This window comes from Streptomyces sp. NPDC038280 (assembly GCF_055600045.1).
This window is the reverse complement of sequence record NZ_JBVJYZ010000016.1, coordinates 114,697-130,388: the sequence shown is the minus strand read 5'-3', so window position 1 is coordinate 130,388 and position 15,692 is coordinate 114,697. Positions and strand designations below refer to the sequence as shown.

General features: G+C 73.0%; 18 protein-coding genes and 7 tRNA genes. 11 read left to right on the top strand and 14 right to left on the bottom strand.

Features of this window, described 5'->3' with window-relative positions:
* Positions 1–67: 67 nt before the first annotated feature.
* Positions 68–796: an exonuclease domain-containing protein gene (locus tag ACZ7J0_RS27200; protein WP_469122817.1), complete on the top strand. Its 729-nt coding sequence runs from the start codon at positions 68–70 to the stop codon at positions 794–796.
* A gap of 86 nt (positions 797–882) precedes the next feature.
* Here ACZ7J0_RS27200 and ACZ7J0_RS27195 read toward each other — a convergent pair.
* Positions 883–954 (bottom strand) — tRNA-Val (locus ACZ7J0_RS27195).
* 39 nt (positions 955–993) lie between these two features.
* Entirely contained in the window at positions 994–1,440 is a 447-nt protein-coding gene (locus tag ACZ7J0_RS27190) for an SRPBCC family protein (RefSeq protein WP_470891599.1), read from the bottom strand.
* A gap of 91 nt (positions 1,441–1,531) precedes the next feature.
* On the opposite strand from ACZ7J0_RS27190, the gene ACZ7J0_RS27185 reads away from it, so the two are divergent.
* Entirely contained in the window at positions 1,532–4,234 is a 2,703-nt protein-coding gene (locus tag ACZ7J0_RS27185) for an SCO7613 C-terminal domain-containing membrane protein (RefSeq protein WP_470891597.1), read from the top strand.
* 62 nt (positions 4,235–4,296) lie between these two features.
* On the opposite strand, the gene ACZ7J0_RS27180 is transcribed toward ACZ7J0_RS27185, so the two are convergent.
* Positions 4,297–4,371 (bottom strand) — tRNA-Val (locus ACZ7J0_RS27180).
* A gap of 54 nt (positions 4,372–4,425) precedes the next feature.
* The gene (locus tag ACZ7J0_RS27175) at positions 4,426–4,893 is read right to left on the bottom strand and encodes a TIGR02611 family protein (RefSeq protein WP_469122814.1); all 468 of its coding nucleotides are present in this window, start codon (positions 4,891–4,893) and stop codon (positions 4,426–4,428) included.
* 190 nt (positions 4,894–5,083) lie between these two features.
* On the opposite strand from ACZ7J0_RS27175, the gene ACZ7J0_RS27170 reads away from it, so the two are divergent.
* Positions 5,084–5,497: an SsgA family sporulation/cell division regulator gene (locus ACZ7J0_RS27170; RefSeq protein ID WP_003959770.1), complete on the top strand. Its 414-nt coding sequence runs from the start codon at positions 5,084–5,086 to the stop codon at positions 5,495–5,497.
* 254 nt (positions 5,498–5,751) lie between these two features.
* Positions 5,752–6,309, top strand: coding sequence for a CGNR zinc finger domain-containing protein (locus tag ACZ7J0_RS27165; RefSeq protein ID WP_470891595.1), 558 nt, complete (start codon positions 5,752–5,754; stop codon positions 6,307–6,309).
* Between the two features lie 31 nt (positions 6,310–6,340).
* Here the strand turns inward: ACZ7J0_RS27165 and ACZ7J0_RS27160 are convergent, their stop codons facing one another.
* Both ACZ7J0_RS27160 and ACZ7J0_RS27155 read right to left on the bottom strand, forming a co-directional pair.
* Positions 6,341–6,493: a hypothetical protein gene (locus tag ACZ7J0_RS27160; protein ID WP_468709318.1), complete on the bottom strand. Its 153-nt coding sequence runs from the start codon at positions 6,491–6,493 to the stop codon at positions 6,341–6,343.
* Between the two features lie 133 nt (positions 6,494–6,626).
* On the bottom strand, positions 6,627–7,076 hold the full coding sequence (locus ACZ7J0_RS27155) for a hypothetical protein (RefSeq protein ID WP_470891593.1): 450 nt from the start codon (positions 7,074–7,076) through the stop codon (positions 6,627–6,629).
* A 156-nt stretch (positions 7,077–7,232) separates the two neighbouring features.
* Between ACZ7J0_RS27155 and ACZ7J0_RS27150 the strand changes: the two genes are divergently transcribed.
* Positions 7,233–7,763, top strand: coding sequence for a DsbA family protein (locus ACZ7J0_RS27150; RefSeq protein WP_470891591.1), 531 nt, complete (start codon positions 7,233–7,235; stop codon positions 7,761–7,763).
* A gap of 19 nt (positions 7,764–7,782) precedes the next feature.
* Here the strand turns inward: ACZ7J0_RS27150 and ACZ7J0_RS27145 are convergent, their stop codons facing one another.
* From ACZ7J0_RS27145 to ACZ7J0_RS27135, 3 genes are read right to left on the bottom strand one after another with little or no spacing between them, the layout of a single operon-like run.
* A complete protein-coding gene (locus tag ACZ7J0_RS27145; protein WP_470891589.1) occupies positions 7,783–8,619 on the bottom strand; it encodes a GNAT family N-acetyltransferase in 837 nt (278 codons plus the stop codon).
* Between the two features lie 42 nt (positions 8,620–8,661).
* A complete protein-coding gene (locus ACZ7J0_RS27140; protein WP_470891587.1) occupies positions 8,662–9,492 on the bottom strand; it encodes an aminotransferase class IV in 831 nt (276 codons plus the stop codon).
* Positions 9,489–10,550, bottom strand: a complete 1,062-nt coding sequence (locus tag ACZ7J0_RS27135; RefSeq protein WP_470891585.1) for a chorismate-binding protein — start codon at positions 10,548–10,550, stop codon at positions 9,489–9,491. The genes ACZ7J0_RS27140 and ACZ7J0_RS27135 overlap by 4 nt, the downstream gene beginning before the upstream one ends.
* 189 nt (positions 10,551–10,739) lie before the next feature.
* Here ACZ7J0_RS27135 and ACZ7J0_RS27130 point away from each other — a divergent pair.
* The 5 genes from ACZ7J0_RS27130 to ACZ7J0_RS27110 all read left to right on the top strand — a co-directional run bounded on the left by ACZ7J0_RS27130 (position 10,740) and on the right by ACZ7J0_RS27110 (position 11,208).
* Positions 10,740–10,812 (top strand) — tRNA-Gly (locus ACZ7J0_RS27130).
* Positions 10,813–10,850: 38 nt separating this feature from the next.
* A tRNA-Cys gene (locus ACZ7J0_RS27125) sits at positions 10,851–10,924 on the top strand.
* 1 nt (position 10,925) lies between these two features.
* A tRNA-Val gene (locus ACZ7J0_RS27120) sits at positions 10,926–10,997 on the top strand.
* 19 nt (positions 10,998–11,016) lie between these two features.
* Positions 11,017–11,088, top strand: a tRNA-Val gene (locus ACZ7J0_RS27115).
* 48 nt (positions 11,089–11,136) lie between these two features.
* Positions 11,137–11,208: transfer RNA gene (locus ACZ7J0_RS27110), tRNA-Val, on the top strand.
* A 46-nt stretch (positions 11,209–11,254) separates the two neighbouring features.
* Here ACZ7J0_RS27110 and ACZ7J0_RS27105 read toward each other — a convergent pair.
* From ACZ7J0_RS27105 to ACZ7J0_RS27090, 4 genes are all read right to left on the bottom strand, one after another.
* The gene (locus ACZ7J0_RS27105) at positions 11,255–11,542 is read right to left on the bottom strand and encodes a TFIIB-type zinc ribbon-containing protein (RefSeq protein WP_470891583.1); all 288 of its coding nucleotides are present in this window, start codon (positions 11,540–11,542) and stop codon (positions 11,255–11,257) included.
* A 40-nt stretch (positions 11,543–11,582) separates the two neighbouring features.
* Entirely contained in the window at positions 11,583–12,569 is a 987-nt protein-coding gene (locus ACZ7J0_RS27100) for a phosphotransferase family protein (RefSeq protein ID WP_470891581.1), read from the bottom strand.
* A gap of 237 nt (positions 12,570–12,806) precedes the next feature.
* Positions 12,807–12,992, bottom strand: a complete 186-nt coding sequence (locus ACZ7J0_RS27095) for a hypothetical protein (RefSeq protein WP_470891579.1) — start codon at positions 12,990–12,992, stop codon at positions 12,807–12,809.
* Between the two features lie 213 nt (positions 12,993–13,205).
* A complete protein-coding gene (locus tag ACZ7J0_RS27090) occupies positions 13,206–13,436 on the bottom strand; it encodes a hypothetical protein (RefSeq protein ID WP_468709329.1) in 231 nt (76 codons plus the stop codon).
* Between the two features lie 232 nt (positions 13,437–13,668).
* Here ACZ7J0_RS27090 and ACZ7J0_RS27085 point away from each other — a divergent pair, with 232 nt between their 5' ends.
* Positions 13,669–14,832, top strand: a complete 1,164-nt coding sequence (locus ACZ7J0_RS27085) for a serine/threonine-protein kinase (RefSeq protein ID WP_470891577.1) — start codon at positions 13,669–13,671, stop codon at positions 14,830–14,832.
* Between the two features lie 3 nt (positions 14,833–14,835).
* On the opposite strand, the gene ACZ7J0_RS27080 is transcribed toward ACZ7J0_RS27085, so the two are convergent.
* Entirely contained in the window at positions 14,836–15,654 is an 819-nt protein-coding gene (locus ACZ7J0_RS27080; protein WP_470891575.1) for a TrmH family RNA methyltransferase, read from the bottom strand.
* Positions 15,655–15,692: the final 38 nt, after the last annotated feature.

The window sequence follows — 15,692 nt, the reverse complement described above, 5'->3', positions numbered from 1 at the left end:
GGCCGGGTATCACCGATTCGGGCAGGGGGATCACGCCATCTGCCAGTCAGGTGCGAGGAGTTCGGCGATGACGCTCTGGTACGAGGGGCCCTTGGCCGCATTCGACACGGAAACCACAGGAGTTGACGTCGAGGAGGACCGGATCGTTTCGGCCGCCCTCGTCGTCCAGGACACGGCGGGCGGGCGCGCCCGGGTCACCCGCTGGCTGGTCAACCCGGGAGTGCCCGTACCGCCGGGGGCCACCGAGATACACGGACTGACGGACGATCACCTGCGGCGCAACGGACGGTGGCCGTCGCCGGTGATGGAGGAGATAGCCCGGGGACTGGCCGAGCAGTGCGCGGCCGGCCGGCCGCTCGTGGTGATGAACGCGCCGTTCGACCTGACGCTCCTCGACCGTGAACTGCGGCGCCACCGGGCGTCGTCGCTGGCCCGCTATCTGGAGAACGTCCCGCTGTGCGTGCTCGACCCCCGGGTCATGGACAAGCATCTGGACCGCTACCGCAAGGGCCGGCGCACCCTCACGGATCTGTGCGCGCAGTACGGCGTGGTGCTGGACGGCGCGCATGACGCGGCGGCGGACGCCACGGCGGCGCTGGAGGTCGTCCGAGCGGTGGCGCGACGGTTCGCGTCCCGGATGGAGCGGCTGTCCCCGGCGGAGCTGCACACCCTGCAGGCGGTGTGGCACGCGGCGCAGGCCCGGGGCCTGCAGGCGTGGTTCGCGCGCAACGGATCACCGGAGGCGGTCGACCCGGCCTGGCCGCTGCGGCCCGAACTCCCGGCGGCGGCCGCCTGAGCGTGCCCGACCCGACCACGACACGGCCGAAGGGCCGTTCCATGCGGAAGGGCCGGTCCGCGTGATGCGGACCGGCCCTTTCCCGGTGGGCGATACTGGGTTCGAACCAGTGACCTCTTCGGTGTGAACGAAGCGCTCTCCCACTGAGCTAATCGCCCGGGAACGGGTTGAACCATACAGCCCCCGGCGGGCTTCCTTCAAACCGATCGCAGGTGGGCCGCCAGTCCGCGGCGGCCGGCGCGCATCATCAGGGTGTGGTTGGCGGTGAACACGGGCCGCCCGGGCACGGCGAGGCGCCGCATCAGGGGCTTGCGCACCTCCACCTCCTGCTCGAAGAGAGCCCGGGTGCCCGCGCCGCAGGGGGTCACGGTCCAGCGGGCCCACCCCTCGAGGTCCCCGGTGAGCCCGATCTCCAGGACACCCGCGGCCGGGTCGTGACGCCGCGCGGTCGCGGTGACGACGAGGTCGTACGGGAGGAGCGAGCGGAATCGGGCGGTACCGGTCCGGTCGTCGACGCGGGTGACCTCGCGGACCTGGGGCCACCAGCGGGGGTACTCCTCGGTCCGTTCGAGCGCCGCGAGGACGGCGCCGGGCGGCGCGGCCAACTGCCAGACGCTGCGGAAGCGGTATCGGCACCAGTCCATGCGGCCAGTGTGACCCGGTGGGGCGTACTCACACGCGATCTGAGTACGCGCGCCCATACCGTCGCGGTGTGGCGGGGGACACACTCCAGGCATGGTCAATGCCCTGCCGCCCGCCGAGGAGCTGACGCTCGTCGACCGGGAGCTGTCCCAACTCGACGCCCGCCGGTCCCATTTGCTGGCGCGCCGCGCCTGGCTGCTCCAGGTTCTGCACCCGCCCGTCGCGCCCGTTCCCGGTCCGCAGTGGCAGCCGGGTCCACCGCGGCCCGGTCCGGACGCCTCCCCGCCGAGCGTGCAGAACGTGCTGCTCGTGCTCGGTGGGATTCTGCTGACGGTCGCCGCCCTCGCCTTCACGCTGGTCAGCTGGGGCCACATGGGCATCGGCGGCCGCTCGGCGGTCCTCGGCCTGGTGACGGCCGCCGCCCTCGCGGCGCCGGTCGTGCTGCTGCGCCGGGGCCTGGCCTCGACGGCCGAGTCGGTGGCGGCCCTGGGGCTGGTCCTGACCGTGCTGGACGCGTACGCGCTGCACCGGGTCGCGCTGCCGGAGGCCGACGGCGTGGGTTACACGGCCGTGGCGTCCGCCGTGCTCGCGGGCCTGTGGACGGTGTACGGGTCGGCTCTCGACCGGCTCCGCATCCCGCTGCCCGTCGCCGTCGTCGCCGCTCAACTGCCGCTGCCGCTCTGGGCGCTCGCCGTGGACGCGAATGCCCTGACGGTGGGCTGGGCGATGCTGGCCACCGCGGCGGTGGACCTCGCGCTCGTGCTGTGGGCCAAGCCCGTCGCCGTCCGGGCGCTCGCCGCGACGGGGGCGTGCCTGACGGGCGGCTGGGCGCTGCTGGCCGGCGGATGGTTCTCGGTGACGGCGCAGAGCCCGGCCGGTGCCCTGGCCCCGGGCGCGCTGGTGCTGGCCGGCGCCGCGCTGGCGCTGTACGCGGCGTGGCGCCTGACGGCGGCCGCCGTCGCCGCGTCCGCGGTGGCCGGTCTCGCGGCGGTCCTCGCGGCGGGCGGCGTGCTCCGCCCCGCCGTCCCGGAGGGCTGGTCGGTCCTCGGCTATCTGCTGTGCGCGGTCGCCCTGGCGGCCGTCCTGCGGACACCGGCGCCGCGCGCGGTGAAGCGGGGGCTGGTGGGCGCCTCCGGCGGCGTGCAGGCACTCTCGGTCCTGTGGTCCCTTCCGGCGGTCGCGACGGCCCTCGCCGCGCCGCTCACCGTCGTCACGGACATCTGGTCCGGCGCCCCGTCTCGCCCCCATGCCGACCTGCCGTGGGCGGACCTGTCGGCGGCCCCGTTGACCCTGCTCGTCGTCGCCGCGGTCCTGACGGCGGTCCCCCGCCTCTGGACCCGCTCCACCGCTCTGGCCCTGACCTGGTCCACGGCCGTCCTGCTCCCCGCGTCCCTCGATCTCGCGTACGCCCCGACGGTGGCGGTCCTCCTCCTGACGACGGCGGCCGCGCTGTACGCGGCGACGCGTCCGACGCTCCTGACCCGGGGCCTGGACGCGCCGGCCGCCCGTACGGGCACGGACTCCGCGGCGGGCCCCGCCGGTCGTACCGCCCCGGGCTCGGCGCCCGGCGCCGCGTCCGGACAGGCTGGACCGGTCGCACCGGACTCCGCCGCAGGACCGGACACCGCCGGCCGCCCGGCGCCCCCGGAAGGCGCTCCGGCATCGGGAACGCCCGACGCGCCCGGCACCGCGCCCGGGCCGGTCGGGAAGAGCGGCGCCTTCGGGGCCGCGGGCCAGGCTGTCCCGGATCCGCGTCAGGACGGCACACCGGGCGCCGCCGGATGGGCCGGTCCCTCCGCGGCGAGCGCTCCCCCCACGCCCCTCTCCCCCGCCGTCGCCGTCGCGTGGACCGCTCTGGCCTGCGCGCTCACGTCCGGCGTGACCGGGGTGCTCTTCGCGCTCGCCACGCGGTCCGCGACGTTCGCCGCGCTGGGCGTACTGGTGGCGCTGTTCGCGGGGGCGGGATTCGCCGCCGCCGGTGTCGTACGGGTGGTCGCGGCCTGCTCCGCCGTCGTCGCCGTCACCGGGCTCGTCGCCGCGGGTGCGGCGGCCGCCGATCTCACGGGCCCTCAGGCGGCCTTGGCGCTGCTCGCCGTGCCGGCGGCCACCGCCGGCCTCGGGGCGCGGCTGCGCCGGCACCCGGTCTCGCTGCCGGTCGAACTGACCGGCGCCGCCGCCGGCCTGCTGGCGGTGAGCCTCGCGGCGCCCCGGCCCGCGTATCTGGCGACGGTTCTGGCCCTCACCGGTGTGATCGCCGCGGCCACCGCGGTGCGGGAGGAACGCCGCCCGGTCGCCGGGTGGGTCGCTGCGGGGCTCTTCGTCATCGCGACCTGGGTGCGGCTGGGCGCGTGGGAGGTCTCCGCTCCGGAGGCGTACACCCTTCCCGTCACCCTTCCCGCGCTGGCCGTGGGTGTGGTGCGACGGCGGCGGGACCCGGAGGCGTCGTCCTGGACGGCGTACGGCCCCGGGCTCGCCGCGACGCTGCTGCCGAGCCTCTTCGCCGCCTGGGGCGACGACCTGTGGACGCGCCCCCTCCTCCTGGGCCTCGCGGCGCTTGCGGTCACCCTGGCCGGCGCGCGGCTGCGGCTGCAGGCGCCCCTGGTGCTCGGCGGGCTGGTGCTCGGGCTCGACGCGCTCCACGAGCTGGCGCCGTACGTCGTCCAGGTCGTCGGGGCGCTGCCCCGCTGGCTGCCGCCCGCGGTCGCCGGTCTGCTGCTGCTCGCGCTGGGCGCGACGTACGAGCAGCGGCTGCGTGACGCCCGCAGGCTGCGCGAGCGCCTGGGCCGGATGCACTGAGGCGCCCGACACGGGCGCACGACGAAGGCCCTGGAGATCATCTCCAGGGCCTTCGATCCGGGTGGTGGGCGATACTGGGTTCGAACCAGTGACCTCTTCGGTGTGAACGAAGCGCTCTCCCACTGAGCTAATCGCCCGGGCGCACCGCAAACATTACCCCATGTCAGCGGCGCTTCCGGACCGGTCCGGGGTCACTCGTCGATCTTCCACGGCATGACGAGGCCGAACTTCCAGAGGTACACCCCGACCAGCACGGCGATGATCACCAGACCGATCGTGGTGAGGATGATGTTGCGACGCCGCACCCGGGGGTCGAGGGCGCGCTGCGCGGCCTCGCTCACCTTCCGCTTGGTCCAGCGCAGCACCAGCTGGGCCCAGACGAACTCGGTCGCCCAGATCGCCATGCCGCCGAAGATCACGATCCAGCCCGGGCCGGGCAGGACCAGCATGGCGACGCCCGCGCCGACGACGGCGAGGCCGATGACGAAGACACCGACCTGCCAGCTCAGGTGGAGCGTCCTTCGCGCCTTGATGAACTCGGGCGCGCGGGAGCCGAGCTCCGGCTCACCCTGCGTCACGCCGTCGGTCGCGTCCCCCGTGGCGGGTGCCTCGGGCAGGGGCCCGTCGACCTTTCCCCGCTCGTCACTCTCCGCATTCATGGGCACCAACCTACCGGACTCTGCCGCGTCACCCGTTTGGCCGTATAACCCGAAGTTACACGCCCCCATACGAGCTACCTGAAGGATCACAAAACAGACAGAGGGGTTTACAACGGCACCGTAGGTGGCATGTCGATTTCGCCGACGTGCGAATCCCCGAGCGCACACTGAGCGAAAGGCCCTGGCGCTTATGAACACCACGGTCAGCTGCGAGCTGCACCTGCGCCTCGTTGTGTCGAGCGAGTCCTCACTGCCTGTACCCGCGGGCCTGCGGTATGACACGGCCGATCCTTATGCCGTGCACGCCACCTTCCACACCGGAGCCGAGGAGACGGTCGAGTGGGTCTTCGCCCGCGACCTTCTCGCCGAGGGCCTTCACCGGCCCACCGGCACCGGCGACGTCAGAGTCTGGCCGTCACGCAGTCATGGCCAGGGCGTCGTCTGCATCGCGCTGAGCTCCCCTGAGGGCGAAGCCCTGCTCGAGGCCCCCGCGAGGGCCCTGGAATCGTTCCTGAAGCGGACCGACGCCGCGGTGCCACCGGGCACCGAGCACCGCCACTTCGACCTGGACACGGAGCTCTCCCACATCCTGGCCGAAAGCTGAGCCAGGCCGAGAGCCGCACGGCGCCGTCCGACTCGGGGCGACGGCGCCGCGCGGACAACCCCCTACGGCGGACATCGGCGCCCTCACCGCGAAGCCACCGCGGTGAGGGCGCCGATGCGCTTTTCGGCCCCGACCGACCCGGTTCGCGCCCTCTTCGTGCCCACTTTCGGACCGCCCCGGGTCTCTTACGGCCGAGCCGCTAGAGTCAGCGCAATCCGGCGGGCGCCCGCCCGCAGCTGGCCAGGGAGCGAATCGTGCTGATCCCCCACGACACCCGGATCGCCCTCGACACCGTCGTCGATCTGATGAACACCGCGCCGGAGGGCGAGCGCGGCGACGAGCTCGGGGACATCACGGCGCTGAACGCGTTCGTGCGCGCTCATGACATCAGCGACGTCGGGGAGCTCGGGGAGCGCGACCTGAAGGCCGTACAGGACGTGCGCGGCCGGTTCGCCGCCGTGTTCGGGGCCCCGGACGCCCGGGTCGCCGCAGCGCTGATCAACCAGCTGGTGGCCGCCGCCGGTACGACTCCCCAGCTGACCGACCACGACGGCTACGACTGGCACGTGCACTACTTCGCGCCGGGCGCCTCGGTCGCCGACCACCTGGCCGCCGACTGCGGGATGGCACTGGCGTTCATCGTGGTCGCCGGCGAGCAGGAGCGGCTGCGGCGCTGCGAGGCGCCGGACTGCGGGCGCGCGTTCGTCGACCTGTCGCGCAACCGCTCGCGCCGCTACTGCGACAGCCGCACCTGCGGTAACCGCCTGCACGTGGCCGCGTACCGGGCCCGGCGCAAGGAAGCGGCCGGCTGAGCGGTGGCGCACGGCGCCGCGGGTGAGGGCCTCACAGCAGGAAGAGATCGTGCACGGAGGCCATGAGCAACAGACAGCCGATCACCGCCAGGAAGATCATCAGCGGCGGCTGGGAGAGCGCGAAAAGGCAGCCTCGCGGCTCTTCGGTGGGGGCGGGGGGCTGTTCCCGCGAGGTTTCCAGCATCTCGGGGCGATGATGGCGCAGGAGGCCGCCGGGCAACGATCAACACGCCCCACATCGGCGGCAGTTCATCACATCTCGTCAGCGCCTCCCACAATCATGGGAAGCGCTGGTCGGGCTGTCGGCCGACTGCCGGTCAGATGCCGTGCTTCTTGAGAATGGCCTCGATGTCGCTGAAGTCCTCCCCCGCGTCGGTGGCGCGAGGCTTCGCCGTCTGCTGCGCGGCGGCGGGCTTCGTCGACGGGCCGAGCGACGGCACGGACGCGGCGGGGGCGACCGCCTCCTCCCGGGACGCCCTGGCCGCGGCTCTGCGCTCCTTGCGGGTGCCACCGGTACGGCGCTCGACGGCTCGGGTGACCATGAAGAGCAGCCAGGCGACGCCCAGTACGCCGAACCCGGCCCACGCCATCGGGCTGAACGCCGTCTCCGCCAGCCACTCGACCGCGCCGGTCATGACCAGGCCGACCGGGACGAGCGCGTAGGCCGCGAGCCGTGCGGCGGTCAGGAACCGCTTGCGGTAGGCCGTGATCGCGGCGATGCCCAGCCCGGCCGCGGACACCGCGGAGCAAATGGTCTCGGCAAGCATCCCGTCCTCCAGGCATGGGGCGATACGTCCCTTCCATCCTGCACCTCATGGACCGGCCGTGGCCACGCCGCCGGAGGACCTCAGGGAGATCTCCGGGAGGCCCTCCTCCCCAGGTGCCGGTTGGGCGGCCGGCACGGGGGCTGGAAGACTGGCCCCATGAGTGACTCCACCACCCACCGCGCCGCCGCCCCGGTCGTCCTCGACGTCTGGTGCGAGCTCCAGTGCTCCGACTGCCACAGCGCCCTGGACGACATCCGCGCGCTGCGGGCCCGCTACGGGGACCGTCTGGATGTGCGGCTGCGCCACTTCCCCCTGGAGAAGCACAAGCACGCGTTCGCCGCCGCGCAGGCGGCCGAGGAGGCCGCCGAGCAGGGCCAGGGCTGGGCGTACGCGGAGGCCGTCCTGGCCAGGACCGCGGAGCTGGCCGACCGGGGTGAGCCGCTGCTCGTCGAGGTGGCGCGCGAACTGGGCCTGGACGCCGAGGAGTTCGACACCGCCCTCATCGACGGGCGGCACATCCTGATCGTCGACGCCGACCAGGCGGAGGGCAAGGCGATCGGGGTCACCGGCACCCCGACCTACGTCATCGACGGCGAACGCCTCGACGGCGGCAAGAGCCAGGAGGGGCTGCGGGCCCGCGTCGAGGAGATCGCCGACCGGCTCCTGACCGCGGGCGGCCAGGCCTGAGGGCCGAGCAGCCCACTGGCTAGAACAGCTCCTTGAGGCTGTTGACGTTGGTCGTCCGGTAACCGAGCGACTCGTACAGCCGCAGCGCCGGGGTGTTGCCCGCGAAGACATGGAGTCCGAGCAGGCGTGCCCCGGCTTCCAGGGCGACCCGTTCGGCGAGCAGCATCAGCGCGCGGCCGTAGCCCTTGCCGCGCTGGGCCTCGGCGACCCCGACGTCGTACACGAACGCCGCCTCGACGCCCGGTTCCACCTCGTGCGGTCCGGTCCAGAGCGTGCCGACGACCTGCCCGTCGCGGACGGCCACGTGAACGGCCACGCCCCGGGTCGCGAGCCCGTCGGGGAGATGCTCCCGCGCGCTGGCCTCGGCCTTGGCCCTGGCCTGCTCCGCGGGCAGCCCCCGGGCGATCCAGCTCTGAGCGAAGCTGTCGTGGGTGGCGGCTGCCCACACTTCGTACTCGGCCTGCGTCATCGGGCGCATGTCGAGGCCTTCCGGCAGCTCGGGCGCGGGGCCGAGCTCCTTGAGCATGTTGCGGCTGCGTTCGGTGTAGCCGAGGGTGGTCGCCATGCGCAGGGCCACCTGCGCGTCGGCCGGTACGGAGATCATGATCTGGCGGCAGCGCCAGCCACGCAGCACCTCCTCGGCGGCGAGCGCGGCGACCGTGCCCCGGCCCCGGCGACGGTCGGCCTCGTCGATGCGCAGCCCGCTGATCGTCCCCACCGCGGGGCCGAAGTCGGCCACGGTGGCCAGCTCGACCGCACCCACGGGACGGCTGTTGACGCAGACCTCGTAGGTACGCGAGCGGGTGCCGTCAGCGGCCTGCTGAAGCGGCCCGGTCGGCCGCAGGGTGGTGGTCATCAGGGGTGTTCTACCTGCCCCACGGCCGGCCGTCACCACCTTTTACGCGGTGATGGGGTCCGGATCGGCCGCGGCCCGCTCGTCGAAGATCCGCATGGCCTTGGCGGTCACCGGGCCCGGGGCGCCCGTGAGTTGACGGTCGTCGACGCGGTGGACGGCCTGCACGTCGCGGAGCGTGGAGGTCAGGAAGATCTCGTCGGCCCGCTCCAGCACGTCCATGGGCAGGTCGGTCTCCTGCGCCCCGGTCCACTCGACGGTCAGCGCGCGGGTGATGCCGGCGAGGCAGCCGGAGGCGACCGGCGGAGTGTGGATCTGCCCGTCGAGGACGACGAAGACGTTGGACCCGGTGCCTTCGCAGAGCTGCCCGACGGTGTTGGCGAACAGCGCCTCCGAGGCGCCCTGCTCCCGCGCCCTGGCGAGGGCGACGACGTTCTCCCCGTAGGAGGTGGTCTTCAGGCCCGTGAGCGCGCCGCGTTCGTTGCGGGTCCAGGGGACGGTGATCACCGCGGTGGAGTCGGGGCGGCGGCTCGACTCGCCCAGCGCCACGATCAGGGTGGGCCCGGCGTCGCCCCGGTCGGAGCCGAGCGGAGACAATCCGCCGGTGTACGTGATGCGGAGCCGGCCCAGCTCCATCGGGTTGGCCTCGAGGACCGCCGCGCACGCGCGCCGCACCTCGTCGAGGTCGGGGTCGGGCAGCCCGAGACCGCGGGCCGAGCGGGTCAGCCGCTCGAGGTGACGGGTCAGCGCGAACGTTTCACCACGCACCGCCTTGACCGTCTCGAAAATGCCGTCGCCCACGGTCAGACCGTGGTCCAGCACGGAGACCCGGGCTGCGTCCTCGTCGTACAGCCCGCCGTTGACCCAGAGTTTCATCGCGATATGGCCCTTCCGCTCGCCTCGTACGCTCCCGACGCTACCGCGAGCAGCCGTGAGGCCTTGAGTTCGGTCTCCGCCCACTCCCGCTCCGGGTCCGAGCCCCAGGTGATGCCCGCGCCGGTACCGAAGCGCAGGGCGGCCCCCCCGGGGGCGGCGCGGTCGATCCAGAAGGTACGTATCCCGACGGCGAGCTCGGCAGTGCCGGCATCGGCGTCCACCCAGCCGACGCCGCCGCAGTACGGCCCGCGCGGGGCGGTCTCCAGGGCGTCGATGATCCTCAGCGCGCTGGACTTGGGGGCTCCGGTGACGGAGCCCGGCGGGAAGGTCGCGGTCAGCAGCTCGCGCCACCCGGCGTCCTCCCGCAGTACCCCGCGCACGGTCGACACGAGGTGGACCAGGCCGGGGTGCTCCTCGACCGCGCAGAGCTCGGGCACCGAGACGGAACCGGTCTCGCAGACCCGCCCCAGGTCGTTGCGGACCAAGTCGACGATCATGACGTTCTCGGCGTGGTCCTTCTCCAGCAGGTCGGCGGCGGTCCGGCCGGTCCCCTTGATGGGCCCCGACTCGACGACGGCCCCGGAGCGGCGCAGGAAGAGCTCGGGGGACGCGGTGGCGATCTCCACGCCGTGGGCGGACAGCCGAATCGTTCCGGCATAGGGGGCCGGGTTGCCCCGGGCCAGCAGGGAGGTCAGCGCGTCGACGTCCGCGGCCGCCGGGTCGGGCAGCGGGGCGGAGAGCACCCGGCAGAGGTTCGCCTGATAGACCTCGCCCGCCGCGATGTGCTCGCGGATACGACGGACCCCGGCCGTGTACGCGGAGCGGTCGAGCGATGACGTCCAGTCACCGGCGGCGGGCCCGCGCCAGGCGTCCGGGGCGGGCGCGGGGACCGGCTCGCGCCGTACGTCGCCGAAGCGGGCGCAGGTCAGACGGCCTTCGAAGTCCGCCGCGACGGCCCAGAAGCCGGAGGAGTCGAGGGCCTCGGGATCACTGGTGACATCCCGGAGGTCGGTTGCGACGAGGCCGCCGAAGCGGGCCAGAGGAGCGAGGTCGTGCACGGATGTGAGTCTAGGGCGGCGCGGGACGGGATGCCCCGGGGCCGCCACGGGGCGCCGCCGGAGCGTGTCCACGGCGAACGCGACACGAACACAGGTCAGCACGCTGCGGAAACGCGTTTTTGTGCTGGCCCAGGAATCCGCTAGAGTTCAACACGTCGCCGGGACGCGCAAGCGGATCGGAAACGACAAGCGGACGTGGCTCAGTTGGTAGAGCATCACCTTGCCAAGGTGAGGGTCGCGAGTTCGAATCTCGTCGTCCGCTCGATGTGGGGGATCTTCCCGACCCCTGTATTCACTCCTGGTGGAGTGGCCGAGAGGCGAGGCAACGGCCTGCAAAGCCGTCTACACGGGTTCAAATCCCGTCTCCACCTCCAAGGACGATTAGCTCAGCGGGAGAGCGCTTCCCTGACACGGAAGAGGTCACTGGTTCAATCCCAGTATCGTCCACTGATCCGCAAGGATCCCCGCGCGATTAGCTCAGCGGGAGAGCGCTTCCCTGACACGGAAGAGGTCACTGGTTCAATCCCAGTATCGCGCACGCAGCACCACGCAGTAACGGCATGACCTGCGGTATTCGTACCGTCCCGCGCGATTAGCTCAGCGGGAGAGCGCTTCCCTGACACGGAAGAGGTCACTGGTTCAATCCCAGTATCGCGCACAGCCCGGAGCCCCCGGCCGCATCTCGCGGCCGGGGGCTCCGTCGTTCAGGAGGAGAACAGCATCCGGCCGAAGCTGCGCTGACGGTAGTGACCGCCGTGGCTACCGTGGCCGTGGTGCTGCGGGGCGCCCCAGGCCGGAGCGGCGGGCGCGGGGTAGGCCTGGGGGGCCGGCGGCGCGGGCGGGGCCTGCTGGCCCCACTGGGACTCCAGGCGGGTCAGGGACTCCAGCTCGCCGTAGTCCAGGAAGATGCCCCGGCAGCCGCTGCACTGCTCGATCTGGACGCCGTTGCGGTTGTACGTGTGCATCGCCGCGTGGCACTTGGGACACTGCATGATCGGCTCAACTCCTCGCCGTTCGGATGATGGCTTCACCCTACGATGACGCCGGATCCGCCAACTCGGTTCGGAGCGACGCGATTCGGGCACACGTGTCGATCATCACCTGCTCGACGTCGTCGACCTCGCGGTTCTCGGCAGCGGACTTGGCCAGAGCGAGGGCGGCCGTCTGCACGGTGAGGGCCCGGGCGGGCACGTCGAGTTGGGGCCAGGGGTCGCCCTGCGGGGGTGTGGCGGGGCCACCGGCCGCGCGGTACGCGTCCAGGAAACGGGTCCATATCTCCGGCGGCAGCAGCCCGGCGGCGTACCAGGCGGCGGGCCGGGCCAGATCCCAGGCGGGGTCGCCGAGCCCGAGGTCGTCCACGTCGATGAGCAGCCAGGGGCCGTCGGGCTCGGGGTGGCGGACGAGCTGGCCCAGGTGGAGATCGCCGTGGCAGACGGCGCCGGGACGGGGGGACGGTGCCTCGTCGCGGGCCCAGGCGGGAAGGCTCTCCCAGGCGCGGATCACGGTCCGCTCCGCGGGGTGCGGTCCGGCGGCACGCATCCGGGCGACGGCGAGGGCGGCCTTCGCGGGGCCGCGCATCGGCGGGAGCGGCCCGGGCATCGCGGCGGCCGGGACGCGGTGCAGCCGGGCGAGGAGGACGGCGGCCTCTTCCCAGGGGGCGGCGTCCGGGTCGGCGGGGTCGACGGGGGTGCCGTAGGGCCAGGCGGTGACGGGGCGACCGTGGACCTCGGTCGCGTCCGCCGCCGGCAGGGGCGGCAGCAGAATCCCGGCGAGCCGTGGGTGCCCGGCGACGGCGACGCGGACGCGGTGCGCGTCGGGGTCCGTCCCGGGCGCGTGCGCCTTGGCGACAGCACGCCCGTGCCGGACGACTGTGCCGTCGGCCCGGTCGGCGAGGACGGGGCCTGCGGGGGCGGCGGCGGCTCCGCAGGCTCGGCAGGGGTCGCGGGGCGCGAGCAGGTGCGCGGCGTGGCGGGCGACATCGCCGAGGACACGGAGAAGGGCCGGGGAGTCGGACTGCACGGAGGGAGCCTACGCGTGGGGCTTCGCGGGGGATCCCGGTCCCCCCGCCACTTGCCGAAGCCGGTGGCAGGCGCCAGGGACCAGGCGCGGGGGCCGACCCGCCCCGGGGAAAGCGCGATGGCCGGTCAGCTCCCCAGCTGACCGGCCAAACGCTGCCGTCCGCCGCACCCCCGTCCCCACGGGGTTGTTGGCCGGATGTCCCCGACCCGGGCCGCTCTCCCGGGTCCGGGGCGCCGCTCAGCGCCCCAGCATCACGCCCACGGACGACGCCTGTGTGACCACCGCGTCCCAGCCGCCGAAGACGACTACGAGCAGGGCCGCGAGAGGGAGGACCATGGCGGTCGCCACCAGGGGGTGGCGGCGGCCGGACGGGGCCGTGGGCCGCTGGGTGCGGATCATGCTCCGTACTGCCGTGTCCGCCATGGGTCCTCTCCTTCATGTCTGACAGCGGCGGGTGTCTGACCTCGGGGGACGAGTACTCCACCCGCCGCTTGCCTCAACACTAGGGACGCCGGGGGCCCGGGGCGTCATGCCCGCGTACCGCTTGGCGGGCCTCCCGGAGGATGAGCCGCCCCCGTCCCGCGTACTCCCCTGGGTGGAGACGGGGGTCCGCGGGTGGGGGTCATCCCCCAGGGGTCACTCCTGCTCGGCCTCCCTCGGGACCGGCTGCTCGACCAGGGCCAGGACACGGTTGGCCATGAAACGGGCGGTCCGGACGACCGAGCCGTTCCGGGTGACTTCGCTCACTTCGACCACCCCTCTGCGCACCGCCGTCTCGACCCTGCGACCTGCCCGGCTTGCCACCACTTCGTAGGTACGCGTCGTGTCTCCCGCGTCCACGACTATCTCCACGCGGTCACCCTTCATCGATCCAATCCCCCTTCTGCGACGGACCATTGGGATATCGCACGGGTCAAGAGAGCCTGGATCCCCGGCTCCCTGACCACTCCTCAAGTTTCCCACCCAGCACTGACAATCGATCGGTTCATGAGGGCGCGGCCTATGAGCGCACCGGGGCCGGGATACGTAAGCTGTGCCACGTCAAACGGATAACCGCGGCTGCGGGGTGGGGCCTGCCCACCGTAGGTAGGGGACGGACATGGCGATGATGCGGCTCCGGCGCGAGGATCCGCGGGTCGTCGGCTCGTTCAGGCTCCATCGGCGGCTCGGCGCCGGCGGCATGGGGGTCGTCTATCTCGGCTCCGACCGGCGCGGACAGCGGGTGGCCCTGAAGGTGATCCGACCGGATCTCGCCGAGGACCAGGAGTTCCGGTCACGGTTCGCCCGCGAGGTGTCGGCGGCGCGCCGGATCCGGGGCGGGTGCACGGCCCGGCTGGTGGCCGCCGATCTCGAGGCGGACCGCCCGTGGTTCGCCACCCAGTACGTCCCCGGCCCCTCCCTGCACGACCGGGTCGCCGACGAGGGGCCCCTGCAGGCCGCCGATGTCGCCGCGATCGGCGCGGCCCTCTCCGAAGGCCTGGTGGCCGTTCACGAGGCCGGCGTCGTCCACCGGGATCTCAAGCCGTCGAACATCCTGCTCTCCCCGAAGGGCCCCCGGATCATCGACTTCGGCATCGCCTGGGCCACCGGCGCGAGCACGCTCACCCATGTGGGCACCGCCGTCGGCTCGCCCGGCTTCCTCGCCCCCGAGCAGGTGCGGGGCGCGGCGGTCACCCCCGCCACTGACGTCTTCTCGCTGGGCGCCACCCTCGCGTACGCCGCGATGGCGGACTCTCCGTTCGGGCACGGCAGTTCGGAGGTCATGCTGTACCGAGTGGTGCACGAGGAGCCGCACCTGGACGGGGTGCCCGACGCCCTGGCCCCGCTCGTACGGGCGTGTCTCGCGAAGGATCCGGAGGAGCGCCCCAGCACCCTGCAACTGTCCATGCGGCTCAAGGAGATCGCCGCACGTGAGGCGCAGGGGCTGCCCGAGACGAGGCCGCCGGCGCAGCGGGACCGCACGGAGCAGGAACGGCCCACGGAGCGGTACACGGAGCGCGGGTCCACGCAGGGACGTACGACTCAGGGCTCCTCGCCCCGCCCGCCAGGGCCCCGCACCGGCGGCTCAAGGCCCCAGCAGGGCCGTCCCACCGGTGCCCGCACGGGCGGTGGGCGCCCGGCGTCCCGTCCCGGCGTACGCACCACGTCCACCGGCCGCAGGCCCGCGAACCCCCGTCTGCTGCGGCAGCGGATCTTCGTCTTCGTCGTCGTGACGCTGATCGTGGCCCTGGGCATCGCGGCGGCCCAGGGCCTTCAGGGCTGAGTCTCAGTCCTGCGGGCGGCCCGTGGCCACCGCGTAGAACGCCACCGCCGCCGCGGCGCCGACGTTCAGCGAGTCCACGCCGTGCGCCATCGGGATGCGCACCCACTCGTCGGCGGCCATCAGGGCCTTCGTCGACAGGCCGTCGCCCTCCGCGCCCAGCATGAGCGCGACCCGCTCGAGCCGGTGTGCCGCCGCCTCGTCGATCGAGGACGCCTTCTCGTCGGGCGTGAGGGCAAGGAGCTTGAATCCCGCCTCGCGCACCGACTCGAGGCCCTTGGGCCATGTTTCGAGGCGGGCGTACGGCACGGAGAACACCGCTCCCATGGAGACCTTGACCGAGCGCCGGTACAGCGGGTCCGCGCAGTCCGGCGACAGCAGTACGGCGTCCATGCCGAGGGCCGCCGCGCTACGGAAGATCGCGCCGATGTTGGTGTGGTCGTTGACCGACTCCATCACGACCACCCGGCGGGCCGTGGTGAGCAGCTCGTCGGCCGTCGGCAGCGGCTTGCGCTGCATGGACGCCAGCGCGCCCCGGTGGACGTGGTAGCCGGTGACGCGCTCGGCGAGGTCGGGGTTTACCGCGTACACCGGCGCCGGTACCTCGTCGATGACATCGCGCATGACGTCGACCCACTTGGCGGACAGCAGCATGGACCGCATCTCGTAACCGGCCTGCTTCGCCCGCCTGATGACCTTCTCGCCCTCGGCGATGAACAGGCCCTCCTCCGGCTCGCGTCTGCGGCGGAGCTCGACGTCGGTCAGACCCGTGTAATCGCGCAGGCGCGGGTCGTCGGGGTCGTCAACAGTGATGAGTTCGGCCACAGGGTGATACTGCCTTGTCCGGAGTGAGGTTCCAACGG